The organism is Methylobacterium brachiatum (assembly GCF_020523825.1).
Lineage (GTDB): Bacteria > Pseudomonadota > Alphaproteobacteria > Rhizobiales > Beijerinckiaceae > Methylobacterium > Methylobacterium brachiatum.
This window is the reverse complement of the sequence record NZ_JAJALK010000008.1, coordinates 167600-194060: the sequence shown is the minus strand read 5'-3', so window position 1 is coordinate 194060 and position 26461 is coordinate 167600. Positions and strand designations below refer to the sequence as shown.

The following is a 26461-nucleotide window of genomic DNA, read 5'->3' as shown; positions in this document are numbered from 1 at the left end:
TCATGGCGCATTCCGCCCTCGCGCCCGCCGCCGCCGCGCACCCGCCCGCCACGAATGCCCGCGGCCTCGGGCTGATCGGCGCCGTGCTGCTGGTCGTCGCCCTGGTGGCGTTCCCCCTGGTGGTGACGAGCACCTATTACATCCACCTGCTGACCGTGATCGCGATCTACGCGATCCTGATCCTCGGGCTCGACATCGTGGTCGGCTATACCGGCCAGGTCTCCCTCGGCCATGCCGGCCTGTTCGGCATCGGGGCCTACGCGGCCGCGACGCTGTTCCTGCACTTCAAGATCGGCATCTGGCTGGGGCTGCTCGCCGGCATCGGCGTCACGGCGGCCTTCGGCGTCCTGCTGGCGGTCCCGGCCCTGCGGGTGACCGGGCCCTACCTGGCGATGGTGACCCTGGCCTTCGGCACGATCATCCAGATCTTCATCAACGAGCTGACCCCGATCACCAACGGGCCGCTTGGCATCACCCTGCCGCCGGCCCGGGTGCTCGACTTCTCGCTGATCGGCATGCAGGCGCCCTGGGGCGCGGCCGGGCGCAAGCTGGAATTCTACTATCTCGTCTGCGCGGCTTTGCTGCTCACCATCCTGGTGGTGAACCGGGTTGTGCGCTCGCCCTTCGGTCGGGCCTTCGAGGCGCTGCGCGACTCGCCGATCGCCTGCGACTGCATGGGCGTCAGCGTCTATCGCTACAAGGTCTACGCCTTCGTGGTCTCGGCGGCGCTCGCCGGCCTCGCGGGGGCGCTGTTCGCCTGGTCCGAGCGCTACGTCGCGCCGAACTCATACGGCTTCGAGCTCACCGTGCTATTCCTGCTCGCCGTCACCATGGGCGGGCGCAAGTCGCGCTCCGGGCCGCTGATCGGCTCCGCGATCATCGTGATGATGCCCAACATCCTGGCCGATATCGAGCTCGTTCGGATCATGGCAGGCCTCATCGCGGCCGCGGCCGTGATCGTCGGCGCCCTCGCCTTCATCCGCAAGCAGCCGAACCGCTACGCGATCCTGGTGCCGGTGGTGCTGTGCGTGCTGTTCCTGCCGGCGACCCTGGCGCTGCAATCGGTCACCGATTTCCGCCTGACGGTCTTCGGCCTGATGATCCTGTTCGTGGTCTACTACCTGCCGGACGGCATCGTCGGCTTCCTGCGCCAGAAGATCCCGGCGCTGCGGCCGGCCCACACGGCGGAGGGCCGCGACCTCGCCGCCGGCGGCGCGGCGCTGATCGCCCAGCGCGGCGATGCAGGCGGGGACGCGCTGCTGAAGTTCGAGCAGGTGCTGATGCAGTTCGGCGGCCTGAAGGCGCTCGCCGGGATCGACCTCACCGTGAAGCCGGGGACGATCCACGGCCTCATCGGGCCGAACGGCTCGGGCAAGAGCACGATGATGAATGTGCTCACCGGCATCTATAAGCCCACGGCCGGCTCGGTGACGCTGGCGGTGGCCGGCGGCCGGCGCCTCGACGGGCGCACGCCCTCCGAGATCGCCCTGTCGGGGGTGGCCCGCACCTTCCAGAACGTGCAGCTGTTCCACGAGATGACCGCGCTCGAGAACGTGCTGGTCGGCCTGCACCACACCTTCCGGGGCACGATCTTCGACGCGATCCTCGGTACGCCCCGCCGCCGGCGCGAGGAGCGCGAGGCCCGCGCCCGGGCCATGTCGATCCTCGACTTCATGGGGCTCGGCGCCCTCGCCCAGGAGGAGGCGCGCAACTTGCCCTACGGCAAGCAGCGCCTGCTCGAGATCGGCCGCGCCCTCGCCCTCGACCCCGTGCTCCTGTTGCTCGACGAGCCGGCCGCCGGCCTCACCGCGCCCGACATCGCCGACCTCGTGGCGATCATCCGCAAGATCCGCGACGCCGGCATCACGGTGATCCTGATCGAGCACCACATGGACGTGGTCATGGGCCTGTGCGACCGGGTCAGCGTCCTGGATTTCGGCCACAAGATCGCCGAGGGCGGCGCCCGCGCGGTGCAGCAGGATCCCAAGGTGATCGAGGCCTATCTCGGCGCCCCCGACGACATGGGCGGCAGCAGCCCGGAGCACGCCCATGCTTGAGGTCTCCGATCTCCACGCCGGCTACGGCCAGATCGAGGTCCTGCACGGCCTCACGTTCCAGGTGCCGAAGGGCCAGGTGGTCACGCTGATCGGCTCCAACGGCGCCGGCAAGACCACGACCATGCGTGCGCTCTCAGGGATGATCCGCCCGCGCGCCGGCACGATCCGCCTGAACGGCCGCGACATCGGCGGGCTCGACAGCCACGACGTCGCCCGCGAGGGGCTGGCGCATTCGCCGGAGGGCCGCCGGGTGTTCCCGACCCTGTCGGTGGAGGACAACCTGACGCTCGGCGCCTTCCCGCGGCTGACCGGGTCCCGGCCGAAGGGCAATGTCGCCGCCGACCGCGAGCGCGCCTTCAGCCTGTTCCCGCGCCTCAAGGAGCGGCGCACCCAGCTGGCCGGGACGCTCTCGGGCGGCGAGCAGCAGATGCTCGCCATGGGCCGCGCCCTGATGCTGCGACCCGAGATCCTGCTGCTGGACGAGCCCTCCATGGGGCTGGCGCCCAAGCTGGTGGAGGAGGTCTTCCGCATCATCCGCCAGCTCAAGGAGGAGCGCGTGACGATGCTGCTGGTCGAGCAATTCGCCATGGCGGCGCTCGGCGTCGCCGACCACGCCTACGTGCTGGAGAACGGCCGGATCCGCTTCCAGGGCCCGGCGGCCCAGCTCAAGAGCGACCCGGCGGTGCGGGCGGCCTATCTCGGCGGCGGCCACTGAGCCGATCGCAGCCCTGAAAACGGCAACGGCCGCGATCGTCTCCGATCGCGGCCGCCCAACTTCAGACTCTTGCTGCTTTACGCGGCCTTGGGCTTGGCCCGGTTCAGCAGCTTGCGGTTCACCAGCACCTCGGCGATCTGCACCGTGTTGAGCGCGGCGCCCTTGCGCAGGTTGTCCGACACGCACCAGAAGTTCAGGCCGTTCTCGATGGTCGCGTCCTCGCGGATGCGCGAGATGTAGGTGGCATCCTCGCCCGCCGCCTCGTGCGGGGTCATGTAGCCGCCGTTCTCGCGCTTATCGATCACCAGGACGCCCGGCGCCGAGCGCAGGATCTCGGTGGCCTTCTCGGCCGAGAGCGGACGCTCGAACTCGACGTTCACCGCCTCCGCATGCCCGATGAAGACCGGCACGCGGACCGCGGTGGCGGTCAGCTTGATCTTCGGGTCGAGCATCTTCTTGGTCTCGGCGACCATCTTCCACTCTTCCTTCGTGTAGCCATCCTCCATGAACACGTCGATGTGGGGGATGACGTTGAAGGCGATGCGCTTGGTGAACTTGCCGCCTTCCTTGATGTCGCCGGCGGTGAAGACGGCGCGGGTCTGGTTGAACAGCTCGTCCATCGCCTCCTTGCCGGCGCCGGAGACCGACTGGTAGGTCGAGACCACGACGCGCTTGATCGTGGCCGCCTCGTGCAGCGGCTTGAGGGCGACGACCAGCTGAGCGGTCGAGCAGTTCGGGTTGGCGATGATGTTGCGCTTGGTGAAGCCCACCACCGCGTCGGCATTCACCTCGGGGACGATCAGCGGCACGTCCGCGTCGTAGCGGAACGCCGACGAGTTATCGATCACCACGCAGCCCTGCTGGCCGATCCGGGGCGACCATTCCTTGGAGGTCTCGCCGCCCGCCGACATCAGGCAGATGTCGGTGTCGGAGAAATCGTAGGTGTCGAGGGCTTTGACCTTGAGCGTTTTGTCGCCGAAGGAGACTTCCTGACCCTGGCTGCGGCGCGAGGCCAGCGCCACGACCTCGTCGGCGGGGAAGGCCCGCTCGGCCAGGATATCCAGCATCTCACGGCCCACGTTGCCCGTGGCGCCTACGATGGCGACCTTGTAACCCATCTCTCGTCTCCGCGCGGAAAACCCCGACCGATCCGGGTGCCGCGCTCTTGCCAGCAAACTCGGCCGAAGGATCGTTCGCGCCGAAGGGGCGCCCGGCGAACGGGCGCGGCCGCGAACCCTCACGAAGTGGGGGCGACGGCCTGTCCGAGCAAGGCGCCCAAGGCGTGGGGCTGTCAAGGCCGGGATTGAGGCCGCAAGACTCGATTCACCCTGTGGCGGGAATGCCGGGCATGACGGCCGGTTGGAGGGTGGTGATCAACTTAGCGCGGTGATGATCGCGGGCGGCCAGGACGAGCGGCCGTCCGCACGGGGCATCATGCAGACCGACCGACCGAGCACAGATGAGGTGGGCGCTTCCGGCGCGCCCAAGGGTCGGCGCGCCCTCTCGCTGGTCGGCCTCGGCCTGCGCCTCGTCGTCGCCTCGGCGATGATCGCCGGTCTCTGTCTCTATGCCCGGCACGCGCCGATGGCGCCGCAGGTGGCAATGCCCGTCACGGCGGCGTTCGTACCGGCGACGCCCGCGCCGAAAGCGCCCGCCCCGGCCGCCCCGGTGCGGTTCGAGCTCTCGGAGCCCGGCCTCGACCCGGTCCGGGTCGCGGCCGGCCGGATCGATCCGGTGACCGGTCTACGCGAGGATGCGCTGGCGCGGGGTGCCTTCGAGGCGCTCGAAGCCCCGGCCCTTCGGGTGACGCTGACCCGCGGCGACGCGGCCGGGCGGGCACCCGGCCTGTTCATCCTGCTGGCCCGGCGGGCCGCGACCGATGGGCCGGCGCTGGCCGTGATCCGCACCGGGCCGGGCGGCACGGTCGCCACCAAGTTCGGCGCCGTGGAGACACTGGAGGTCACCCTCGGCGGCCCGACACGGCGGACCTGCTTGGGCTTCGTCAGCCGCGAGACCGCCTTCCGGCTGGACGGCTGGCTCTGCGCACCGCTGGGGCATCCCCCCGAGGCGCGAACCCTGGGCTGCATGGTCGATGCGCTGAGCCTCGACGACCCGGCGGATCCCGACGCGACCGCGGCCTTCATGGCCCCCCGGACGGATCAGGGATGTCCAGTAACGACGGTCGCGGATGCCTCCGAACCGACCGGATCGATCGGTCGTCGGCGATCGCACACGAAAAAATGGGGCCAGAATACGGCAAATCGCCGAAGCTCGGCCATTTTCGCGGAACCACAGCCCCACTCAAGCGTCGTTCTATCAAAGGCGGCGAAGTGTTAAGCTTCGGTCGCCATACTGATGGCACTCACAGACAAGGTTGGCCATGCGCTCGCTTAAGATCGCTCTTCTCGGCGTCATCGCCGCCACCGGCTTCGGCGCCCTGGCGTCTGCGCCCGCCCAGGCCCAGGAGGGTTTCGGCCCGGGTCGCGTCTACAGCGTCAGCCGTCCGCTCCCGATCCGCGTCCGTCCGCGCAGCTGGCTCGACGCCGGCAACGTGCCCCTGACTTCGAACGTTCCGGGCGCCGGCGGTTCGGGCAACCCGGCCCTGAACCCCTACCTGATCGCCGCGTCGAACCAGCTGAACCCGGCCTTCGGCCCGAACGACCGCTTCGGCCGCGGGATCCTGCCCGACCCGATCACCAACGGCCCGTTCATCGGCGCGCGCTCCACGGCCGTCCGCAACGTCGACCTGTCGTTCGTCGACCGGCTGGACCCGACCTCGCCGCTGTACGGCCGCCCGTACTAAGCCGAGCCCTATCCCTGACGGTGAGAAGCGCGGGCCCTCGGGTCCGCGTTTTTCGCGTTTTTGGGGCTCAGTCACGCACCGCCGCATCCTGAGGTGCGAGCGTCAAAGGAGTTCTTCAGCGGCCCATGTGGGCCCCGGCGCGCTCCTCCGAGGCGCGCAGACGCGGGCTCCTTAGGGTGCGGCAGGAGGGTCGGGCGACCGCCGACTTGAGCCCTTCGTAATCGATCCGCGTCGCAGGCGATCGCGGCCTCGGCACTGCGTCGCTTATTTGACCTGCACGCTGTCGACGACTTCACGGAACTTGGCCAGCACGCCGGTGCGCTGATCCTCGCGCACGACGCCCAGGGCGCGCAGGTACCCGTCCGGATTGAATCGGATGGTCTGTGAGACGACCACGGGAACGTTGGTCGGCATGTCGACGGCCCGGGCGACGATCTCGTGCCAGTCGACGCCGTTGGAGCGGTAGCTCTGTGCGCGCTCGATCACGAAATCCTTCATCGTCTGGTTCGAGGCCAGGGCCGCCCGGGCGAAGCCGTCGCGCTGCTCGGCGGCGGGCGGCTGCTGGACCGCCTGGGCCAGCACCAGGATCGGCTGTTCCAGATTCTGCATCTGGTCCTTCGGGCCCGCCGTGAGCAGGACCGAATTGCCGGCCAGCACCCGGATCGGTCGGAAGCCCGCCATGTTGCCGATGCGGAACGGCAGGGCCTCGACCTGCTGGTCGAGGGTGAGCGGCGGGCGCAGGGTGACGCCAGTCACCAGCTTGCGCATCGTCTCCTCGGTCTCGGCATCCGGCAGAGCCTGGGCGATGATCAGGCCGGTCACGGTCGGCGTGCCGACCACCAGGATCCATTTGCGGATCGCCGGTGCGGTGGCGTTGGGATCGGCGGGCTGCTCGCCAGTGTAGAGCATGCCCTCGTTGTCGCCGACCTTCACCTCCTCGCGCTTCTCCACCGCGAAACCCTGGCTCAGGAGGTTGGCGTCGGTGAATCCGCTGACCAGTTCCGCGAAGGCGTTCGGCGGCAGCTCGACCACCGACAGGGTGGCGCCGCCCTCCTTGCGCTCGAAGCCCGAGAAGCGCCGCGACAGCGCCATATCGGCCGGCGGCTCGAAACCGAAGCGGGAGCCCGGTGGATAGACCGGATCGGCGGCAGACGCCGCGGATCCGAGCCCGGCCATCAGGACGGCCAGGGACAGAACCCGCCCGAGACGCAGCGTCAGGTTACGCACCAGCATCGGAAACCGGTTCTCCACGCGCGAGGACCCGAGCGGGCCCGCTTCGTGCGATGGGTCTGCCCGCGGCCATTATCTGTCAAGCCGACAATGAGGCGGACGCGCGATCGGTCCGGGGAGAGACGATCATCAACGCGGCGAGACTGATACCGCATGCGTAGGCCGCCAGGTTCCAGGCCGAGAAGATATTGCCGAGAAGCAGCTGGCCGGCCAGCGTCCTGCGGAACGCGTCGAGCTCGGCACCGTGCAACAGGCGGCTGCCTTCGATGCCGGCCGCTATGACGCCCGCGGCGACCCAACAGCCCGGCACGCGCCAGCCGGGTGGCCGCACGGCAGCAACGAGCGCGAACAGCATCGCACCCCAGAGGATGCCGCCGCCGTAATGGTGGATCGCCAGGGGCAGATTCCACTTTGGCAGCCGCAACAGCAGACCGAGGCCGATGAACGCCGCGGCTGCGCCGAGGGAGCGTGTCCGGCTCATGGCACGGCCACGCCCGCCGATGCCGGGGAAGCGAGGGGCCGAGCGCTCAGGCGGCTGATTCCGTTCACCCGCGCGATCAGCGTGTAGGACACGATCATCAGTAGGAACCAGGACGAGAGTTTCGCGAGCGGGACGGGGGACCAATGAAGCTTCTGGTTCGGGTAGAGCCACGTGCCGGTGAAGGTCCCGACATTCTCGGCGAACCAGATGAAGAGCGCCACGAGGAGCAGGCCGAGGAGGAGCGGCATCCTGCGATGGGATCGCCAGACCTGGAAATGGATCGTGGCCGGCGCGAACAGGACCACCGCAACCGCCAGGAGGCCGTAGCGCAGGTCGTAACCCAGGTGATCGGTCAGGAAGTTGACGTAGATCGCCACCGCGAGGGCCGACAGAAAAGTCAGGTTCGGGTGCCGGGTGAACCGGAAGTCGAACAGGCGCCAGACACGGGCCAGGTAGCTGCCGACGGCGGCGTACATGAAGCCGGTGAAGAGCGGCACACCGCCGATCCGGAAGGCGCTGATTTCGGGGTAGACCCAGCTGCCGATCGCCGTCTTGTGCACCTCCATCACCGTACCGATGACGTGGAAGACGAGGATGACCTTGGCCTCGGTCCAGGTCTCCATCTTGGTCGCGAGCAGGATCGCCTGAAGCGCCAGCGCGGCGAGGAACAGCGCGTCGTAGCGCGCAAGCGGCGCGTGGGCCGGCCAGACCAGGCGCGTGCCGATCATCAGCGCGAGCAGCAGGCCGCCGAACAGGCAGGCCCAGCCCTGTTTCACGCCGAAACGCAGGAACTCGTAGAGCGCCGCCGCGACGGGCCCGCGGGCGGCAGCGGCGTCGCCCAGGCGGTGCTCGGCCGCGATGAACCGGGCGATGGGCGGCCATTGCGCCGCCGCGCTGTCACGTCGCGCGAAAGAGGCTGGCCGCATGGCTGGATCCCGTAAGGTTGCGGCCGAGAGAGCGAATCACCGTCATGGCTTTCCGGTGACGCCGGCGGTGACCCGGCGCAGGGTCAGGTTGCAGCGCCCGCCATCCGGCAGGAAGCCCGGCAGCGGATTCTCCGCGAGCAGGTCGTTCACCGCATAGAGGCGGTCGACCCCGTGGTGGATCAGGCGCGAGGCGCCGCCGATCACCAGGGCGTCGCCGGGATGGAGGCGGATCGAGCGGGTCGGGTCCGAGCGCTGCAGGCCGCCGTAGCGGAACAGGGCCGTGGCGCCGAGCGACAGGGAGACGACCGGGGCGGAGAAATCGGCCTCGTCCCGGTCCTGGTGCAGGCCCATCCGGGCGTCCGGGGCGTAGAGGTTGATCAGGCAGGCTTCGGGCGGTGCCGGAAACGCCGCCAGCGCGTCCCAGGCGGCCAGCGCACAGGGCGGGATCGCGGGCCACGGCTGGCCGGTCTCCGGATGGTTCGGCTGGTAGCGGTAGCCGCTCCGGTCGGAGACCCAGCCGAGCGGCCCGGCATTCGACATCCGCACCGAGAAGGGCTTTCCGGTGCGCGGCATGCACGGGGTGACGGGTGGCGCGGCCGCCAGGACCGCCGCGACTTCGGCGGCGAGCCGGGCGCGGGCGGCCGGATCGAGGAAGCCCGGATGGTGGATCAGGCCCGGCGCGAGTTCGGTCGCCAATCAGCGGTCCGCTTCGCCGTCGCGGGCCAGGATCTGCTTGGAGGCGACCGTGGTGTCGGCGGCCAACCGGTAGACCAGCGGCTCCCCGGTCTTGATCTCCAGGCCGGCGATGGTGTCGGGGCCGAGATGGTCGAGCACCATCACCAGCGCGCGCAGCGAATTGCCGTGGGCCGCGACCAGGACCCGCTGCCCGGCCATCACCCGGGGCAGGATCGTCTCGATGTAATAGGGCAGGACCCGGGCGGCGGTGTCCTTCAGGCTTTCACCGCCGGGCGGCCGCACGTCGTAGGAGCGTCGCCAGAGGTGGACCTGCTCCGCGCCCCATTTGGCGCGGGCATCGTCCTTGTTGAGCCCCGCGAGGTCGCCGTAATCGCGCTCGTTCAGGGCCTGCGACCGCTGCACGTCGAGATCCGGGAGGCCCATTTCCTCCAGCATCAGCGCGCAGGTGCGCTGCGCCCGGACGAGTTCAGATGTGAAGGCGATATCGAACCCGTAGCCCGCCTGCTTCAGGGCTCGACCGGCCGCACGCGCCTCGTCGACGCCGCGCTCGGTGAGACCGGGGTCGCGCCAGCCGGTGAACAGGTTCTTGAGATTCCACTCGCTCTGGCCATGGCGAGCGAGGACGAGCAGTCGCTCCATCGGCAGATCGTATCCCTGGTTGGTGGTCTAGAGCCCGAGCACATCCGCCATGGAATAGAGCCCCGGCGGCTTCGGGTGTGCCCAGAGCGCGGCCTTGACGGCGCCGGCGGCGAACAGCCCGCGGTCGGCGGCATGGTGGCTGATGGTCAGGGTCTCGCCGGCGCCTGCGAAGATCACGCTGTGGTCCCCGACCACGGAGCCGCCCCGCAGGGTGGCGAAACCGATATCGCCGGGGCGGCGCGCGCCGGTATGCCCGTCCCGGGTCGAGACCCGCACGTCCTTCAGGTCGACGCCGCGGCCCTCCGCGGCGGCCTCCCCGAGGAGAAGCGCGGTGCCGGAGGGCGCATCCACCTTCATGCGATGGTGCATCTCGGCGATCTCGATGTCGAACTCGTCGCCCAGCGCCTTGGCGACCCGGCGCACCAGCTCGGCCATCAGGTTAATGCCGAGCGACATGTTGCCCGAGCGGACGATGCGCGCGTGGTAGGCGGCGGCCCGGAGCTTGGCGAGGTCGTCGTCGGACAGGCCGGTGGTCCCGACCACATGGACGATGCGGGCCTGGGCGGCCAGCTCGGCGAATTGCACGGTGGCGGCCGGGGCGGTGAAGTCGAGCACCCCGTCCGCGGTGGCGAAGGCCTTCAGCGGGTCGTCGGTGACCGGAACGTCGAGGGGCGGCAGGCCGGCCAGCACGCCGGCATCCTGCCCGAGGACCGGCGAGCCCTCGCGCTCGATCGCCGCCGCGAGGGTGCAGCCCTCGGCCTCGGCCACCGCCCGCACCAGCATCCGCCCCATGCGCCCGTCCGCGCCGACCACCACGAGCCGCATCAATGTTGTCCTGTCGTCGTTCAGTCCCGGACAAGCCTGGCCGATGTCGGGCGCGCCATCAATGGGCTGGACGCCGGCCGGGACTGTTTCGGGCGGGGGCTCCCGCAGCCTCTCTCCGATGAAAAGGGCGCGGGAGCCTGCGTTACAATCAGTCCTTCTCGGGGGCGATCGCCTCGAGACCGCCGATATGCTTCTGCGCGTAGAGCGGCAGGCCGATCTGCTTGATCAGCTCCAGCTGGGTCTCGAGGAAGTCGATATGGCCTTCCTCGTCCTCGGCGAGATCCTCGAACAGGCGCTCGGAGACGCGGTCGTTGATCGATTCGCAGTACTGGGCAGCTTCGAGGTACAGGCTGCGCGCGCCGTTCTCGGCGGCGAGATCGCACTCGATGATCTCCTGCACGGTCTGACCGATTCGCAGAGGCTCCAGCTCCTGCAGGTTCGGGAAGCCGTCGAGGAACAGGATCCGGTCGATGAACCGATCCGCGTGGTTCATCTCCTCGATCGATTCCTTGCGCCAGAACTTGGCGAGATCGATATAGCCCCAGTCATTGAGCATCCGGAAATGCAGCCAGTACTGGCTGACTGCAGTCAGCTCGCTCTTCAGGCCGCGATTCAGGTACTCGATGACCTTGGTGTCGCCCTTCATGCCCCCGTACTCCTTACAGCTATTCTAGCGGGGGGGCATTGGCGTCACGCCGTGATCCCGTCCTCCGCAGTTTGGAATAAAACCAAACTGCAAGCGCTCGCGCAAGCCGTGGAGCATTCATGGCTGCCCTGATCGGCCGCCGCTTCTCTCTGCGCATTGCGCATGATCTCCCGGATGGTCCGGGCGCAGCGCCCGCATTTCGGGCTGCAGCCGAGGCAGGCATAGACCTGCGCCGGGGTGCGGGGACAGCCTGGGCCGGGCGACAGGCAGCTGCGAACGGCGCCATCGGACAGGACGTTGCAAGAACAGACGATCATGCGCGGTGCAGAACCCGTCTTCCTCGGGCCAGACCCGAACGCGTCGGGCCAGGCAATTCGGACCTACCAGATTAGAACGACTGAAAAGTAGAAGACTTTTCAATATCTTACTGGTCATCGGGGAGATGGCACCGCTGCCCCGGCGGGTCAAGGCGAAGCCAATCACTGCGTCGCGAGCGATTCCTCAGATCCGGTCAGAGGCCTCGAAGATCGGAGGCGTCACGGGGGACATCCGGCCTCAGCGGGCGAGTTCGCGCAGGCCCAGCCGAATCAGCACCTTGGCCTCGGCCCCCTCCTCCGCGCCCTTCAGGGCCGCCGCGATCGCGGAAGCCGCCTGCACCTGCGGGTAGCCGAGATTCACCAGCGCCGAGATCGCGTCGGCCACGGGTCTCGGGGCGGCGCCCTCCTCGACGGCGCCGGTCAGCGCGATCAGCGCCGGATCGACCGGGGCGAAGGCGGGGGCCTTGTCCTTCAGCTCGGCGGTGAGCCGGGCCGCCAGGCGCGGCCCGACGCCGGGCGCCCGGCTGATCGTGCCCTTGTCACCGGTGGCGATGGCGTTCGCGAGGGCGTCGGGTTCCAGCACCGACAGGATCGCCAGGGCGACCCGCGCGCCGACGCCCTGGACGGTCTGGAGCAGGCGGAACCACTCCCGCTCGGCATCCGAGCGGAAGCCGTAGAGCCGGATCATGTCCTCGCGGACATGGGTCTCGATCGACAGCTCCGCCGCCTCGCCGACCTTGGGCATGCGCTGGAGCGTGCGCGCCGAGCAATGTGCGATGTAGCCGACGCCGGAGACGTCGAGGATCACGAAATCCTCGCCGAACGAATCCACCACGCCCTTGAGCTTGCCGATCATTCTGTGCCCGTCCGCTGTCGTGGCGATGCCTATAGAAGCCGGGGCGCGTCCGCCAGACGCGCTTGAGCCCCGGGGCACTTCGTGAAATCAGGGGGCCGTAACGGTCAGGCTTCGAGACGATCCTGCCGGGCCGGACGAGCGGGGAAACGACCATGCGCGCGCCCATACTCGCCCTGATCGGCCTCCTGTGCCTCGGTCCCGCCCGGGCGGCGGACGACCCGGCCGCAGCCGCCCCGAGCAAGGATCCGACCCAGGTCCGGGCGGGCGCCTATGTCCTCGACCCGGATCACGGCAAGATCACGTGGTCGGTCAGCCATCTCGGCTACTCGACCTATTACGGTCAGTTCACCGGCCTGTCCGGCAAGCTCGACCTCGACCCGAAGGCCCCGGACAAGAGCCGCCTGGAGGTCACCGTTCCGCTCGCCGGCGTCGTCACCGGCAGCCCGCGCCTGAACGAGCACCTGGCCGCGCCGGATTTCTTCGACACCGCGAAGTTCCCGAGCGCGACCTTCACGGCGACCGCCGTCGAGCCGACGAGCCCGACCACCGCGCGGATCACCGGCGACCTCACCCTGCGCGGCGTGACCCGCCCGCTGGCGATCGACGCGACCTTCAACCAGGCGGGCATCCACCCGGTGGACCAGCGCTACACCGTCGGCTTCGACGGGCGCGCCGTGGTGAAGCGGTCGGATTTCGGCGTGAACGCCTACCTGCCCGCTCTGGGCGACGAGGTGTCGTTGCGCATCGAGGGCGAGTTCAAGGCGGCGCCCTGAGTCTCGGCTCCGCGAAGGCGGGAGATCGAGCCGGCGCCGAGATGGCCTTGGCGCCCGGGCCGGTATAGGCAGCGCCGGTCGTGCGCCTAGTTCGGACCGGTCGCCCGAGAGGGCCGCGCCCGTCGCGGTCGGCGCGCCGATCGTTGCCATGGAGGTCTGAGCGTTGCGCGGTGCTTGGCTGATCTGGTCTCTGGTGCTGGCGGGTCCGGCCTGCGCGCAAGCGCCTGCGCCGCCCACGCCCTCCCCGCTCGACAATTATGCCGAGGCGGCGGCGACGACCATCATCGCCGAACAGGCCTGCCCGGGCATCCAGGTGAAGGCCGGGCAGCTGACGACCCTGCGTCTTGCCACGAAGGTCGGCGCGGCACAGGAACCGATCCTCCAGGAGAAGCTGCGGACCCGGGCGACGCAGGTCCGCCAGCAGCTCGCGGCCGACGGCCGGGAGGCGTGGTGCACGCAGGCGCTGGCCGCCTTCGGTCCTCAGGGCAGCGTCGCCAAGGGCATCCTGGCGACCGGCGCACCGATCCGCTGACCCTGTGCAGGATTGACACGGAGCCACCCCGCCCCTACTGACCCGGCATGGCGCGCGGCCTCCTCGACGAGGTCCGCGCGTTTCGCGTTGTCCGGGTCCGCCCGTGCAATGACTTCAAACAAGAAGCCGGTCCAGGGGCAGCCGCCCCGGAGGCCGTTCGAGAACACGAGAGCAACGATGTTCGCAGTCATCAAGACGGGCGGCAAGCAGTACCGCGTCGCCGCCAACGACACCATCACCATCGCCACCCTGCCGGGCGAGGCCGGTGAAACCGTGACCTTCGGTGAGGTCCTCCTGTTCGCCGACGGTGCGGGCGCCACGCAGGTCGGTGCGCCGACCCTGTCGGGCATCAGCGTCACGGGCGAGATCGTGAGCCACGGCCGCGACAAGAAGGTCATCGCCTTCAAGAAGCGCCGCCGCCAGAACTCGCGCCGCAAGCGCGGTCACCGCCAGCACCACACCGTGGTGCGCATCACCGGCATCTCCGCGTGATCGAGCGCGGGCCCCAGGCGAGGCCCGCGATCCGCGCGACCCACACGCATTCGGAGCAGATCCCATGGCACACAAGAAAGCAGGCGGCTCGTCCCGCAACGGCCGCGACTCGGAAGGCCGGCGCCTCGGCGTCAAGAAGTTCGGCTCGGAAGCCGTGATTCCGGGCAACATCATCGTGCGCCAGCGCGGCACCAAATGGCATCCCGGCAGCAATGTCGGCATGGGCAAGGACCACACGCTGTTCGCGCTGGTACCGGGCCATGTCCGCTTCGAGACGCGCCGCGGGCGCGCCTTCGTGGCCGTAACCCCGCTGGCCCAGGCCGCGGAATAACAGGCGGGCGCCCGAGCGGCGAAGCTGGCGTCCCGCCCGGTGTCCCACACCGGACCGGAGACGTCGATGCCGAGCCCCTCACGGGACGGATCGGACGGAACACCGGGGAGGATGGGGCACCATCCTCCCCTTCGTCGTCTTGAGGCGGTGCCCCGGAGCCGGGAACGCCGCCCTGCGAGGGCACGATGTTCCCCGATCTCACCCGCGACGATGTCTTCCGGATCGAGACGCGCAGGCTCTGGCTGCGCTGGCCGACGGCCAAGGACAGGGACGCCATTCTGAAGCTGGCCGGCGACCGTGCGGTGGCCGAGATGCTGGCGCGGGTGCCGCACCCGCTGCCGGCCCCGGTGGTCGACGCGTTCCTGCTGCAGGCGCGGGCCGAGAACGCGACCGGCGCGGGCCTGACGCTGGCCTTGGCGCGGCGCTCGGCGCCGGCGAGCCTGATCGGTGTCGTCGCCATCCATCCCGGCAGCGACGGCACGCCGGAGCTCGGCTACTGGCTCGGCCAACCCTATTGGGGCGCCGGCCTGATGCGCGAGGCGGTGCGGGCTCTCTGCAATGCGTTCTTCGCCTATGCGGGCGGGACCGATCTCGCCTCCTCGGCGCGGATCGTGAACCCGGCCTCCCGGCGCGTGCTGGAGGCCTGCGGGTTCGTGCATGCCGGCACCGGCACGAAGCTGTTCCCGGCCCGCGGCGGCGATCTGCCGGTGGACCTGTTCCATCTGGATCGGGCCCGGTGGCGGGCCTGCGCCGCCGAGGCGGTGTTGACGGAGGCGGCTTGAGCGCGCGGCCTTCGACATTGGCAATGGAGCGCAATCGCCGACGGAATGAGGGTGCGGGTCGCTGATCCGCATCGGAGAGCGTCATCGCCGAAGGGTTTCGGACTTTCGGACAATGATGATGCCACCTAGGTACTTAGAGCATCGGCTCGGATTCCGGATCCGGGACGGTGCTCGACAAGGGATAGAGCTGTGAAATTCCTCGACGAAGCCAAGGTCTATGTCCGCTCCGGTGACGGCGGTCCCGGCTGCGTCTCGTTCCGGCGGGAAAAGTTCATCGAGTTCGGCGGCCCGAACGGCGGTGACGGCGGGCGCGGCGGCGACGTCTGGGTCGAGTGCGTCGAGGGCCTCAACACCCTGATCGACTACCGCTACCAGCAGCACTTCAAGGCCAAGAAGGGCGAGCACGGCATGGGCTCGAACTGCCACGGCGCCAACGGCTCCGACGTGGTGCTGAAGGTGCCGGCCGGCACGCAGATCTTCGCCGAGGACGGCGAGACCCTGATCGCCGACCTCACCGAGGTTGGCCAGAAGATCCGGCTCGCCAAGGGCGGCAATGGCGGCTTCGGCAACGCCTACTTCACCACCTCCACGAACCGCGCCCCGAAACACGCCAATCCGGGCCTGGAAGGCCAGGAGATGTGGATCTGGCTGCGGCTCAAGCTGATCGCCGATGCCGGCCTCGTCGGGCTGCCCAATGCCGGCAAGTCGACCTTCCTGGCGAGCGTCACCGCGGCCAAGCCGAAGATCGCCGATTACCCGTTCACGACCCTGCATCCGGGCCTGGGCGTGGTGCGCTCGGACAACCGCGAATTCGTGCTGGCCGACATTCCCGGCCTGATCGAGGGCGCCCACGAGGGCGTCGGGCTTGGCGACAAGTTCCTGGCGCATGTCGAGCGCTGCCGGGTGCTGCTGCACCTCGTCGACGGCACCAGTGAGCATGCCGGCAAGACCTACAAGCTCGTCCGCGGCGAGATCGAGGCCTACGGCAACGGCCTGGCCGACAAGCCCGAGATCGTGGCGCTCTCGAAGGCCGACGCGCTCGATGCCGAGACGCTCAAGAGCCAGGTCGCCAAGCTGAAGCGCGCCGCCGGCCGGGCGCCGCTGGTCCTGTCCTCGGCCAGCCGCAAGGGCGTGCCGGAAGCGCTCCGGGCGATCCAGACCGAGATCGACACGAGCACAGCCGCGGAGGCGGACGCCCGGCCGGCGGTGGCTTGGCAGCCGTGAGTGACGGGGCGGGACGCGCGGGCTAATCTGGCGTCGGAGAAATCCCGATGACGCAGCAACTGACGATTCGCGACGAGGATTTTGAGCTGGCCCGCGACATTGCCGGCCGGCTCGGGACTTCTTTGGATGATGCAGTGGCGAAAGCCCTCCACGATCTGGACCGTCGTACGGGGCCGGATCGCGGCCTCGACTTTGCGCAGCAGGCTGAACTTGACGCTCTTCGAGCTCTGGTGGCCGAGGCACGTCCCCACATCGTTCCCGGAGCTCAAAACGATCATGGCTGGCTCTACGATTGGAACGGCATGCCGGCATGATTGCGCTGGACAGCTCCGCGCTCGTTGCCATTGCTCTCGATGAGCCCGAGGGACGGATCTTCGCCGAGATGATTGTTCGTCATCGGGCGATCATCGGAGCGCCGACGCTTTTAGAAACACGCATGGTGCTTGGTTCGCTGATGCCAACATTCGCCGATGCGTTTCTTGATCGGCTCATCGCGATGCCGAGTATCCGAACCACGAATTTTGGCCTGGACGCTTTCCGTGCCGCTGCCGATGCCTTCAGGCAATATGGAAAGGGCCAGGGGCACATTGCCTACCTGAACTTCGGCGATTGCCTGGCCTACGCGGTGGCCAAGGTCTATGCGGTGCCCCTCCTCTTCAAGGGGAACGACTTCATCCACACTGATCTGGTGCCGGCCTACAACCCGCGCGCCTGATCGGCCGAGGGGTTCAATCCCGCAGGACCGCGGCAATGCCGGGCTCGGCGTCTTCGAAAGGCCGTCGCGCTTCCGCACGCTGTTCATTCGCGCGGACTTCGTCCAAACCGCATCGATGCCTCGTCTCTGCGAAGAATTATGATCCCGGCCCTCGAAGAATTCCGCCGCGTCGTCATCAAGGTCGGGTCGGCCCTGTTGGTCGATCGCAATGCCGGCCGGCTGCGCCACGCCTGGTTGGCGGCTCTGGCGGAGGACATCGCCGAGTTGCACGGGCGGGGCGTCGACGTGCTGGTCGTGTCGTCCGGCAGCATCGCCCTCGGGCGGACGGTGCTCGGCCTGCCGCCGGGGATCCTGCGGCTGGAGGAGAGCCAGGGGGCGGCCTCGGTCGGGCAGATCACCCTGGCCCGGCACTGGGCGGAAGCGCTCGGCCATCACGGCATCGTGGCAGGCCAGATCCTGGTGACCCCGCAGGACACCGAGGAGCGCCGCCGCTACCTCAACGCCCGGGCGACCGTGCTGAAGCTGTTGGAGATGCGCGCCGTCCCGGTGGTCAACGAGAACGACACGGTGGCGACCTCGGAGATCCGCTACGGCGACAACGACCGGCTCGCCGCCCGGGTCGCCACGATGATCGATGCCGACGTGCTGGTGCTGTTCTCGGATATCGACGGGCTCTACACGGCGCCGCCCCAATCGGACCCGGATGCGCGCCACCTGCCGGTGGTGGAGCGCATCACCCCGGAGATCGAGGCAATGGCCGGCGGCCCGGCCTCGGAACTGTCCCGGGGCGGCATGCGCACCAAGGTCGAGGCAGCCAAGATCGCGGCCTCCGGGGGCACGCACCTCGTCATCGCGGACGGGCGGGGCAAGAACCCCCTGAAGGCGGTGCGCGAGGGTGCGCGCTGCACCTGGTTCCTGTCGGGCTCGACGCCGACCGCGGCGCGCAAGACCTGGATCGCCGGCTCCCTGGAGCCGCGCGGGACGCTGACCATCGACGCCGGTGCCGCGAAGGCCCTGCTCGGCGGCGCCAGCCTGCTGCCGGTGGGCGTCCGGGCGATCGAGGGCAGCTTCTCCCGGGGCGACGCCGTGATGATCCGCGATCCCGAGGGCCGCGTGCTCGGCCGCGGCCTCGTGGCCTATGACAGCGCCGAGGCGGCCCTCATCATCGGCCATCCGAGCACGCGCATACCGGAATTGCTCAACTATCCGGGCCGGGCCTGGATGGTGCATCGCGATGATCTCGCGATATTTTAGACTGGACTGATTCCGATCAGTTCTTGTCTAGTTGTAGAAGGCGCGATCTCTGTCACGCCCGGTGAGTCAGCACACTTGTGGGCCCGTTGCCCGATGTGCAAAGACCCGCTCATCCCCTGTCGGGCCGGTCTTCGCGGCCCCCGAACACCGAGGACGCCAGCGTGCCCGTCCTGAATCTGAGATCCGATCTCGCCGAGGCCGAGGCCCTGCCGGAGCTGATGGCGGCGATCGGCCGGCGGGCGCGCGTCGCCGGCCGGCGCATGGCGCTCGCCTCCGCCCAGACCAAGGACCAGGCGCTGCGTCTCATCGCCGAGCGGCTGCGGGCGAATGCGGACGAGATCCTGCGCGAGAACGCCCGCGACGTCGCCGCGGCCCGCCAAGCCGGCCAGAGCGCCGCGCTGGTCGACCGGCTCGCCCTGGATGCCGGCCGCCTGGCGGCGATCGCCGAATCCGTCGAGAAGGTCGGGGCGCTGGCCGATCCGGTCGGGCGCCAGCTCGCCGCGATCGAGCGGCCGAACGGCCTGCTGATCGAGCGGATCGCCGTGCCGCTCGGCGTGATCGGCGTCATCTTCGAGAGCCGCCCGAACGTCACTGCAGATGCCGGCGCGCTCTGCCTCAAGGCCGGCAACGCCGCGATCCTGCGTGCCGGCTCGGACAGCCATCGCAGCGCCCTGGCGATCGCCAAGGCGATGAGCGAGGGCCTGGCCGAGGCCGGCCTGCCCGCCGACGCGATCCAACTCGTGCCGACCCGGGACCGCGCTGCGGTCGGGCTGATGCTCGGCGGCCTCGACGGCTGCATCGACGTGATCGTGCCCCGGGGCGGGCGCGGCCTCGTGGAGCGCGTCCAGGCCGAGGCCCGGGTGCCGGTCTTCGCCCATCTCGACGGCGTCAACCACGTCTACGTGGCGGCCGCCGCCGATCTCGACATGGCGCTCGCCGTGCTGCTCAACAGCAAGATGCGCCGGACCAGCGTCTGCGGCGCCGCCGAGACCCTGCTGGTGGACCGTGCCTGCGCGGCGACGCATCTCGCCCCCCTCGTCCGCACCCTGCTCGATGTCGGCTGCGCGGTGCGCGGCGACGCCGAGACACAGGCGGTGGATCCCCGGGTGACCCCCGTCTCCGAGGCGGACTGGCACACCGAGTATCTCGACGCGATCATCGCGGCGCGGGTGGTCGACGGGATCGACGCGGCGATCGAGCATATCGAGACCTACGGCTCGCACCACACCGACGCGATCATCACGGCCGACCGGGCCGAGGCCAACCGCTTCCTGGCCGAGGTCGATTCGGCGATCGTCACCCACAACGCCTCGACCCAGTTCGCCGATGGCGGCGAGTTCGGCTTTGGCGCCGAGATCGGCATCGCCACCGGGCGCATGCATGCCCGTGGCCCGGTGGGTGTCGAGCAGCTGACGACGTTCAAGTACCGCGTCCACGGCAGCGGGCAGATCCGCCCGTGATCCGACCCGAAGTCCCGGCGTGCGGCTGATCCTGCCGCCGAGCGCGCCCGGCATGCGGATCGGCCTCTACGGCGGATCCTTCAACCCGGCCCATCGCGGCCACCGCCACGTCACCGTGACGGCTCTGCGCCGGCTCGGGCTCGACCGGGTGTGGTGGCTGGTGAGCCCCGGCAACCCGCTCAAGAGCCGGATCGCCCTGCCCTCCGTGGAGGCGCGCTGCGCCCAGGCCCGGGAGATCGCCCGCCATCCGCGCATCGCGGTGACCGGCATCGAGGCGGCGCTGGGTGTGCGCTTCACGGTCCAGACCCTGCGCTACCTGACCCGCCGCTGCCCCGGCGTGCAGTTCGTCTGGATCATGGGGGCGGATTCGCTCGGCAATTTCCACCGCTGGAAGGGATTCGCCGAGATCGCCCGGCTCGTGCCGATCGCGATCATCGACCGGCCGGGTTTCACCATGACGCCGCTCAGCGCCCGGGCCGCCCACAGGCTGGCCGGGGCCCGGATCCCCGAGGCGGCGGCCCATACTTTGCCGACGCGCCCACCCCCGGCCTGGGTGTTCCTCCACGGACCGCGGTCGCCCCTGTCCTCGACCCAGATCCGCAACGGCAAACGGGGACGCTGAGGGCTCGAATGCGACGCAGTTGCAATCGTCGCACGATACAGCCAATTTCATACCGGTTCGCGAACCCTGAGAGGGCGGCGCGACATCACGAGGAATCAGGACGCTGCCCGAGACCATTCGCACGGAGACCATCCGCACACATGCCCCCGTTCCGGAAGAGCCCGGAATGGCGCGCTCGGACGACCTGAAGGCGCTCGCCCTCTCGTGCCTCGACGAGATGAAGGCCGAGGAGACGATCGCGATCGACCTCGCGGGCAAGACCTCGCTCGCCGACACGATGATCATCGCCTCCGGCCGGTCGCAGCGCCATGTCGGCTCGATCGCCGACAAGTTCATCCAGGAGATGAAGAATCGCGGCTACGGCAATGCCCGGGTCGAGGGCATGCCGGCCTGCGACTGGGTGCTGATCGATGCCGGCGACGTGCTCGTCCACATCTTCCGCCCGGAAGTGCGCGGCTTCTACAATCTCGAGAAGATGTGGGGCGCGGATCGCCCGGTGGGCCTGGCGGCGGATTAGCGGTCGCCCGACCTACACCGTCATTGCAAGCGCAGCGAAGCAATCCGGCGGGGGCGCGACGTCGAGAGATCGCGCGCTGCCCTGGGTTGCTTCGCTGCGCTCGCAATGACGGCGGGGCAACATCTGTCCCACCTACCCCCCTTATCCTGAGGTGCTGCGGCGCAGCGGAGGCCTCGAAGGAGACCTCCAGGGATCGCGCGGCCGGCGGGAGGGCTCCTTCGCGGCTCGCTTCGCTCACACCTCGGGATGAGGGTCAGGGTTGGGGCAAGCCTCATCGAACCCGTCCCGAAACAGCGAGAGATTCCCTGCCCCGTGCGCCTCGTCCTGGCAGCCATCGGCCGGTTGAAGGCTGGCCCGGAGCGTGAACTCGCGTCACGATACCGCGACCGCGCCGCGCAGCTCGGCCGCGGGCTCGGCTTTCCCGCCTGCGACAGCGTCGAGATCGTCGAATCTCGGGCCCGCCGGGCGCCGGACCGCTGCGCCGAGGAGGCGTCCGCCCTGTTGACGCATCTGCCGCCCGGCGGGGTGCTGGTCGCCTATGACGAGCGGGGACGGTCGGATATCGCCAGCGAAGCCCTCGCCGAGCGGATCGCCGGCTGGCGCGATGCCGGTCGGCCGGCGCTGATGGTCGCGATCGGAGGGCCGGACGGCCTCGATGCCTCAATTCGGACGAAGGCGGAGCTGATCCTGTCGTTCGGGGCCGCCACCCTGCCCCATGGACTCGTGCGCGTGCTCGCCCTGGAACAGATCTATCGCAGCCTGACCATCCTGGCCGGCCATCCGTATCACCGCGGCGAGCCGGGCTGAGACGCCGTGCAGTGTGATGGTGCAGCCCGTGGCGTCTCGATCCAGCGATCGGCCTTCCGCGCTCTCGTTCTGATCGCCCTGGCCTGCTCGGGCGGACCATCGCGCGCCGAGGATCCCGCTCCCAATGCCGACGCGGAAAAAATCCAGCGCGCCACCGAGGAGCGCGAGCGGCGGGCCGAGAACCTGAAGCGGGTCCAAGACGCGCTCGCCGCCAGCGCCGGCCAGCGCGCGCAGTTCGAGGCCGAGATCGCCGCCATCGGCTCGGACCGGGCCAAGCTCGACAGCGCCCTCCTCGATGCGGGGCGCCAGGCCCAGGCCACCGAAGACCGGTTGAGCCGCCTGGAAGAGCGGCTCAAGGCGATGACCGAGAGCGAGGCCGCGATCCGGCGCTCGCTGCATGCCCGCCGCGGCATCGTCGCCGAGATCCTGGCGGCTTTGCAGCGGATGGGCCGGCGGCCGCCCCCGGCCGTGCTGGTGAGCCCGGAGGACGTGCTCGCGGTGATCCGCACCTCGATGCTGCTCGGCGCCGTGGTTCCGGAGCTGCGCGGCGAGGTCGACACCCTGGCCGCGGACCTCGCCGAGATGATCCGCCTGCGTGGCCTGATCGCGCAGGACAAGGAGGGGCTGGCCAACGACCTCGCCGGCTGGGCCCGCGAGCAGCAGCGGCTCCAGGCCCTCGTGACCGCCCGGCGTGCCCGGCAGGCGGAGGTCGAGAGCGGCCTGACCGCGGAGCGCCGACGCGCGGCCGAGCTCGGCGCCCAGGCGAAATCGCTGAAGGACCTGCTCGACCGCACCGAGGCCGAGGTCGCCGCGTCCAAGCGCTCGGCCGAGGAGGCCAAGGCGGCCGCCGAGCGCGAGGCCCGGGTGACGCAGGAGCGTTTCGCCGCGGCGGGCTTCCGCGACCCGGCGCGGCTGGCCCCGAAGGTGCATTTCGCCGAGGCGCGGGGCGAAGTGCCGCGGCCGGTCAGCGGACGGCTGATGCGGGGCTTCAACCAGCCCGACGGCAATGGCGGGATCACGCGCGGCGTGTCCTTCACGACCCGGCCGAAGGCGCTGGTCTCCTCGCCGGCGGATGGCTGGGTCAAATTCGCCGGGCCGTTCCGGTCCTATGGGCGTCTCTTGATCATCGACGCGGGCGATGGCTACTATCTTCTGCTGGCGGGGATGGATCAGATTAGCGTAGAGGTCGGCCAGTTCGTACTCGCGGGGGAACCCGTGGGCAGCATGGGCGAGGGTAGCGCGGGCTCGCCCGGGTCCGACGGTGAGCCGACCCTCTACGTCGAGTTCAAGAAGGATGGCGGCTCCGTCGATCCGGAGCCGTGGTGGGCGAAGAGCCCCAGTGATAAGATACTTGGCGAGAAGGTTCGCGGCTGATGCGCAAGACATCCCTGATCATGCTCGGCGCCTTCCTGGGTGCCGGCACCTCCATGGTGGCGACCCAGACCGACTTCCTGTCGGGACCGCGGGCGGTGGCCGCCTCGGCCGAGACCTATCGCCAGCTCAGCCTGTTCGGCGACGTCTTCGAGAAGGTCCGCACCGACTACGTCGAGAAGCCCGACGAGTCGAAGATGATCGAGGCCGCCGTCAACGGCATGCTGACCTCGCTCGACCCGCATTCGAGCTACATGGACGCCAAGGCGTTCCGTGACATGCAGACCACCACCCGCGGCGAGTTCGGCGGGCTGGGCATCGAGGTCACCATGGAAGACGGCCTGATCAAGGTCGTCACGCCGATCGACGACACCCCGGCCGCCAAGGCGGGCCTGCTGGCCAACGACATCATCACCCAGATCGACGACGACCAGGTCCAGGGCCTGACCCTGAACCAGGCGGTCGACAAGATGCGCGGCCCGGTGAATTCGAGCGTGAAGCTCAAGATCTCCCGCAAGGAGTCGAAGGATCCGATCGACGTCACGCTCACCCGCGACGTGATCAAGATCAAGCCGGTCCGCTCGAAGGTGGAGGGCGGCGACGTCGCCTATATCCGCCTGACCCAGTTCAACGAGCAGACCTTCGACGGCATGCGAGCGGCGATCGAGAAGCTCTCGAGCGAGATCGGCGCCGACAAGCTCAAGGGCTACGTGGTCGACCTGCGCAACAACCCGGGCGGCCTGCTCGACCAGGCCGTGATGGTCTCCGACGGCTTCCTCGACCGCGGCGAGATCGTCTCGACGCGCGGCCGCAACCCCGACGAGACTCAGCGGTTCTCGGCCAAGGCCGGCGACCTGACCAAGGGCAAGCCGGTGGTTGTGCTGGTCAACGGCGGTTCGGCCTCGGCCTCCGAGATCGTGGCCGGCGCCCTGCAGGACCACAAGCGCGCGACCATTATGGGCACCCGCTCCTTCGGCAAGGGCTCCGTGCAGTCGATCATCCCGCTCGGCGGCTCCGGCGCCCTGCGTCTCACCACGGCGCGCTACTACACGCCGTCCGGCCGCTCGATCCAGGCGAAGGGCATCGAGCCCGACGTCGAGGTGCTGCAGGACGTGCCCGACGAGCTGAAGGGCAAGGACGAGACCAAGGGCGAGGCCGGGCTGAAGGGCCACCTGAAGCAGAAGGATACCGACGAGCGCGGCGGCTCCTCCGCCTACATCCCGCCGGATCCGGCCAAGGACAAGCAGCTCCTCTCGGCGATCGACTTCCTTCACGGCATCCAGAAGGGCGCCGCCAACGGCACCCAGGCGCCGGCGAAGCCGAGCGTGCCGAACTGATCCCTTCTGCCTGAGTGAAATCCCGACACGACCCCGTCCGGCCCATGGGCCGGGCGGGGTTTTTCGTGGCCGATCGGGGCGTTAGCGGAAGATTAACCATACCGGCCGGCAATGATCGCCGGGATTCGCGCCGCTGCTATCGGGCGTGGGACGCGCATCCGCATCGAGTGCCGCTTGACCGAACCCACCGACGATATCCTCACGCGCCCCCTCGGGGTGCCGGAGGCGCGAGCGCCGGAACGGCCCCTGGGCCGGTTCGCGCGCCTGGTCGCGCCCCTGCGCCGGCCGAAGGTCGCGGCGGGCGCGATCGCCGGCGGCCTGCTCGCGGCCTGCGGGCTGGTGCTGGCTCTGGGCGACCCGCAGGGCGGCGAGCCGCGGGTCGAGGTCGCGATCACCCTGCGCGAGCCGCTGGCGCGCCCTGCCCCGGCGCCGGTCGCGGCGGTCCCGGAGTCCCCGGGGCCGGTGGTGGTCAATGCCGGCGGCTCGCAGCAGCGCAGCGCCGAGGAGATCGAGACCGCCTCGGGCGTGACCGTGGTGCGTCCCCCGGGCTCGGGCCCGAGCGAGGCCGTGGTGATCCGCGTGCCGCCGGCCAACGCGCCCCGGCTCGCCGCGGCGCCCGACCCGCGGATCAGCGAGCAGGGCCGCCACGGCATCATGCCGAAGCTCGGCGAGGGCCGGGTCCGCGCCCTCGACGTCTATGCCCGGGCGGAGGAGCCCGGCACCGGCCCGCGGATCGCCATCCTGGTGACCGGCCTCGGCGTCGGCCAGGCCGCCACCGCCGGCGCGACCGTGCGCCTGCCCGCCGCCGTCAGCCTCGCCTTCCTGCCCTACGGCGCCGAGGCCGAACGCTCGGCCGCCCGGGCCCGCGATGCCGGCCACGAGGTCTTCCTCCAGCTGCCCATGGAGCCGTTCGACTATCCCGACAGCGACCCCGGTCCCCAGACCCTGCTCACCGCCCTGAAGGGCCTGGAGAATGCCGACCGCCTCGCCTGGTCGCTCGCCCGCTTCCCCGGCTATGTCGGCGTGGCGAACTTCATGGGCGCCAAGATGATGGCCGACCCGGCCTTCGAGCCGGTCCTGCGCGAGATCGGCACCCGCGGCCTCGGCTTCCTCGACGACGGCACCGGCCCGAAGCCCGCGCCGGCCAACAAGGGCCGCACCCCGCTGGCCCGGGCGGAGCTCGTCCTCGACGCGGTGCCCCGCGCCGACGCCATCGATGCCGCGCTCGCCCAGGCCGAGGCGCGCGCCCGGGCCAGCGGCTTCGCCCTGGTCTCGGCCAGCGGCGCGGCGCTCAGCGTCGACCGGATCGCCCGCTGGGCAAAGGATCTCGACACCCGCGGCATCCGCCTCGTGCCGGCGAGCGTCGCCTTGCGCGGCGCGCCGGAGAAGCGGGTCAGCGTCGCCAATTGACCGCGCGCATTCCCGGCCGGCGGCGTTGCCGCGCGACTTGCGCCTGACCTATGGTCGCCGGCGATGACCACAGATTCTGATCCGGGCGCCGCGTTGCCCTATCGCCCATGCGTCGGCGTCGCGCTGATCGCGCCTTCGGGCGGCGTCTTCGTCGGGCGCCGGACCAAGGATGCCGGCCCGGAGCACGTCGCCGGCCCGTATATGTGGCAGATGCCGCAGGGCGGCATCGATCCCGGTGAGGATCCCGAGATGGCCGCCCGCCGTGAGCTCTACGAGGAGACCAACGTGCCGCCGGACGCGGTGCGGCTGCTGGGCGAGATCCCGGACTGGCTCGCCTACGACCTGCCCCCGGCCGTGATGAAGCAGGCCTGGCAGGGACGCTATCGCGGCCAGACCCAGAAATGGTTCGCCTACGGCTTCCTCGGCAGCGAGGACCTAATCGACGTGCTGAGCCCCGGCGGCGGCGCCCACAAGGCCGAGTTCGATGCCTGGCGCTGGGCGCGCTTCTCCGAACTGCCGGACCTGATCGTGCCGTTCAAGCGCCCGGTCTACGAGCGCGTGGTCGAGGCGTTCGCCGGCCTCGCGGGCTGGGCGGCCGAGACTGGGACAAGCCGGCCGTGACGCCGCGGACGGGATCGTAACG

31 protein-coding genes are annotated in these 26461 nt (G+C 69.8%); 21 read left to right on the top strand and 10 right to left on the bottom strand.

Features of this window, described 5'->3' with window-relative positions:
* Positions 1-2: 2 nt before the first annotated feature.
* Complete coding sequence (locus tag LGR69_RS18940; RefSeq protein WP_230366972.1) at positions 3-2057, top strand: branched-chain amino acid ABC transporter ATP-binding protein/permease; 2055 nt, start codon at positions 3-5, stop codon at positions 2055-2057.
* Positions 2050-2772, top strand: coding sequence for an ABC transporter ATP-binding protein (locus LGR69_RS18935; RefSeq protein ID WP_230366971.1), 723 nt, complete (start codon positions 2050-2052; stop codon positions 2770-2772). Before LGR69_RS18940 ends, LGR69_RS18935 begins: the two co-directional genes overlap by 8 nt.
* A gap of 77 nt (positions 2773-2849) precedes the next feature.
* On the opposite strand, the gene LGR69_RS18930 is transcribed toward LGR69_RS18935, so the two are convergent.
* Complete coding sequence (locus LGR69_RS18930) at positions 2850-3890, bottom strand: aspartate-semialdehyde dehydrogenase (RefSeq protein ID WP_007568179.1); 1041 nt, start codon at positions 3888-3890, stop codon at positions 2850-2852.
* Between the two features lie 346 nt (positions 3891-4236).
* Here LGR69_RS18930 and LGR69_RS18925 point away from each other — a divergent pair, with 346 nt between their 5' ends.
* Together LGR69_RS18925 and LGR69_RS18920 are read left to right on the top strand one after the other, a co-directional pair.
* Positions 4237-5109, top strand: a complete 873-nt coding sequence (locus LGR69_RS18925) for a hypothetical protein (protein WP_230366970.1) — start codon at positions 4237-4239, stop codon at positions 5107-5109.
* A gap of 43 nt (positions 5110-5152) precedes the next feature.
* Positions 5153-5575: a hypothetical protein gene (locus LGR69_RS18920; RefSeq protein WP_007568184.1), complete on the top strand. Its 423-nt coding sequence runs from the start codon at positions 5153-5155 to the stop codon at positions 5573-5575.
* A gap of 264 nt (positions 5576-5839) precedes the next feature.
* On the opposite strand, the gene LGR69_RS18915 is transcribed toward LGR69_RS18920, so the two are convergent.
* The 9 genes from LGR69_RS18915 to ruvA all read right to left on the bottom strand — a co-directional run bounded on the left by LGR69_RS18915 (position 5840) and on the right by ruvA (position 12191).
* Positions 5840-6808, bottom strand: a complete 969-nt coding sequence (locus LGR69_RS18915; RefSeq protein ID WP_230366969.1) for a hypothetical protein — start codon at positions 6806-6808, stop codon at positions 5840-5842.
* Positions 6809-6884: 76 nt separating this feature from the next.
* Positions 6885-7286 carry a ribosomal maturation YjgA family protein gene (locus LGR69_RS18910; protein WP_230366968.1) on the bottom strand — a complete coding sequence of 134 codons (402 nt, stop codon included), beginning with the start codon at positions 7284-7286 and terminating at the stop codon, positions 6885-6887.
* The gene (locus LGR69_RS18905; protein WP_230366967.1) at positions 7283-8212 is read right to left on the bottom strand and encodes a DUF817 domain-containing protein; all 930 of its coding nucleotides are present in this window, start codon (positions 8210-8212) and stop codon (positions 7283-7285) included. Before LGR69_RS18905 ends, LGR69_RS18910 begins: the two co-directional genes overlap by 4 nt.
* A gap of 42 nt (positions 8213-8254) precedes the next feature.
* Positions 8255-8908 (bottom strand): alpha-ketoglutarate-dependent dioxygenase AlkB, encoded by a 654-nt coding sequence (locus tag LGR69_RS18900; RefSeq protein ID WP_230366966.1) that lies wholly within the window; start codon positions 8906-8908, stop codon positions 8255-8257.
* On the bottom strand, positions 8909-9547 hold the full coding sequence (locus tag LGR69_RS18895; RefSeq protein ID WP_230366965.1) for a 2,3-bisphosphoglycerate-dependent phosphoglycerate mutase: 639 nt from the start codon (positions 9545-9547) through the stop codon (positions 8909-8911).
* A 27-nt stretch (positions 9548-9574) separates the two neighbouring features.
* Complete coding sequence (dapB, locus tag LGR69_RS18890) at positions 9575-10372, bottom strand: 4-hydroxy-tetrahydrodipicolinate reductase (RefSeq protein ID WP_007568195.1); 798 nt, start codon at positions 10370-10372, stop codon at positions 9575-9577.
* Between the two features lie 148 nt (positions 10373-10520).
* A complete protein-coding gene (gene bfr / locus LGR69_RS18885) occupies positions 10521-11018 on the bottom strand; it encodes a bacterioferritin (RefSeq protein ID WP_230366964.1) in 498 nt (165 codons plus the stop codon).
* 44 nt (positions 11019-11062) lie between these two features.
* The gene (locus LGR69_RS18880) at positions 11063-11335 is read right to left on the bottom strand and encodes a (2Fe-2S)-binding protein (protein ID WP_230366963.1); all 273 of its coding nucleotides are present in this window, start codon (positions 11333-11335) and stop codon (positions 11063-11065) included.
* A 238-nt stretch (positions 11336-11573) separates the two neighbouring features.
* Entirely contained in the window at positions 11574-12191 is a 618-nt protein-coding gene (gene ruvA / locus LGR69_RS18875) for a Holliday junction branch migration protein RuvA (protein WP_007568199.1), read from the bottom strand.
* 152 nt (positions 12192-12343) lie between these two features.
* On the opposite strand from ruvA, the gene LGR69_RS18870 reads away from it, so the two are divergent.
* The 17 genes from LGR69_RS18870 (at position 12344) to LGR69_RS18790 (ending at position 26439) form a co-directional block, all read left to right on the top strand.
* Positions 12344-12964, top strand: coding sequence for a YceI family protein (locus tag LGR69_RS18870; RefSeq protein ID WP_230366962.1), 621 nt, complete (start codon positions 12344-12346; stop codon positions 12962-12964).
* Positions 12965-13127: 163 nt separating this feature from the next.
* Positions 13128-13496 carry a hypothetical protein gene (locus LGR69_RS18865; RefSeq protein WP_007568204.1) on the top strand — a complete coding sequence of 123 codons (369 nt, stop codon included), beginning with the start codon at positions 13128-13130 and terminating at the stop codon, positions 13494-13496.
* 177 nt (positions 13497-13673) lie between these two features.
* Positions 13674-13988 carry a 50S ribosomal protein L21 gene (gene rplU / locus LGR69_RS18860; RefSeq protein ID WP_007568206.1) on the top strand — a complete coding sequence of 105 codons (315 nt, stop codon included), beginning with the start codon at positions 13674-13676 and terminating at the stop codon, positions 13986-13988.
* Positions 13989-14052: 64 nt separating this feature from the next.
* Positions 14053-14319 carry a 50S ribosomal protein L27 gene (rpmA, locus tag LGR69_RS18855; protein WP_007568208.1) on the top strand — a complete coding sequence of 89 codons (267 nt, stop codon included), beginning with the start codon at positions 14053-14055 and terminating at the stop codon, positions 14317-14319.
* Between the two features lie 185 nt (positions 14320-14504).
* Entirely contained in the window at positions 14505-15101 is a 597-nt protein-coding gene (locus LGR69_RS18850) for a GNAT family N-acetyltransferase (RefSeq protein WP_230366961.1), read from the top strand.
* Between the two features lie 189 nt (positions 15102-15290).
* The gene (gene obgE, locus LGR69_RS18845) at positions 15291-16325 is read left to right on the top strand and encodes a GTPase ObgE (protein ID WP_091859938.1); all 1035 of its coding nucleotides are present in this window, start codon (positions 15291-15293) and stop codon (positions 16323-16325) included.
* 47 nt (positions 16326-16372) lie between these two features.
* Positions 16373-16639 (top strand): type II toxin-antitoxin system VapB family antitoxin, encoded by a 267-nt coding sequence (locus LGR69_RS18840; protein ID WP_230366960.1) that lies wholly within the window; start codon positions 16373-16375, stop codon positions 16637-16639.
* A complete protein-coding gene (locus tag LGR69_RS18835) occupies positions 16636-17040 on the top strand; it encodes a type II toxin-antitoxin system VapC family toxin (RefSeq protein WP_230366959.1) in 405 nt (134 codons plus the stop codon). Before LGR69_RS18840 ends, LGR69_RS18835 begins: the two co-directional genes overlap by 4 nt.
* Positions 17041-17178: 138 nt before the next feature.
* Positions 17179-18294, top strand: a complete 1116-nt coding sequence (gene proB, locus LGR69_RS18830; protein WP_230366958.1) for a glutamate 5-kinase — start codon at positions 17179-17181, stop codon at positions 18292-18294.
* 161 nt (positions 18295-18455) lie between these two features.
* On the top strand, positions 18456-19754 hold the full coding sequence (locus LGR69_RS18825; RefSeq protein WP_230366957.1) for a glutamate-5-semialdehyde dehydrogenase: 1299 nt from the start codon (positions 18456-18458) through the stop codon (positions 19752-19754).
* 52 nt (positions 19755-19806) lie between these two features.
* Complete coding sequence (locus tag LGR69_RS18820; RefSeq protein WP_007568222.1) at positions 19807-20376, top strand: nicotinate-nucleotide adenylyltransferase; 570 nt, start codon at positions 19807-19809, stop codon at positions 20374-20376.
* A gap of 166 nt (positions 20377-20542) precedes the next feature.
* Positions 20543-20893 (top strand): ribosome silencing factor, encoded by a 351-nt coding sequence (gene rsfS, locus LGR69_RS18815; RefSeq protein WP_007568224.1) that lies wholly within the window; start codon positions 20543-20545, stop codon positions 20891-20893.
* A gap of 312 nt (positions 20894-21205) precedes the next feature.
* Positions 21206-21700 (top strand): 23S rRNA (pseudouridine(1915)-N(3))-methyltransferase RlmH, encoded by a 495-nt coding sequence (gene rlmH, locus LGR69_RS18810; RefSeq protein WP_007568227.1) that lies wholly within the window; start codon positions 21206-21208, stop codon positions 21698-21700.
* A gap of 6 nt (positions 21701-21706) precedes the next feature.
* On the top strand, positions 21707-23074 hold the full coding sequence (locus LGR69_RS18805; protein ID WP_230366956.1) for a murein hydrolase activator EnvC family protein: 1368 nt from the start codon (positions 21707-21709) through the stop codon (positions 23072-23074).
* A complete protein-coding gene (locus LGR69_RS18800; RefSeq protein WP_007568231.1) occupies positions 23074-24408 on the top strand; it encodes a S41 family peptidase in 1335 nt (444 codons plus the stop codon). The genes LGR69_RS18805 and LGR69_RS18800 overlap by 1 nt, the downstream gene beginning before the upstream one ends.
* 174 nt (positions 24409-24582) lie before the next feature.
* The gene (locus tag LGR69_RS18795) at positions 24583-25818 is read left to right on the top strand and encodes a divergent polysaccharide deacetylase family protein (protein ID WP_230366955.1); all 1236 of its coding nucleotides are present in this window, start codon (positions 24583-24585) and stop codon (positions 25816-25818) included.
* 63 nt (positions 25819-25881) lie between these two features.
* Entirely contained in the window at positions 25882-26439 is a 558-nt protein-coding gene (locus LGR69_RS18790) for an RNA pyrophosphohydrolase (RefSeq protein WP_230366954.1), read from the top strand.
* Positions 26440-26461 lie beyond the last annotated feature (22 nt).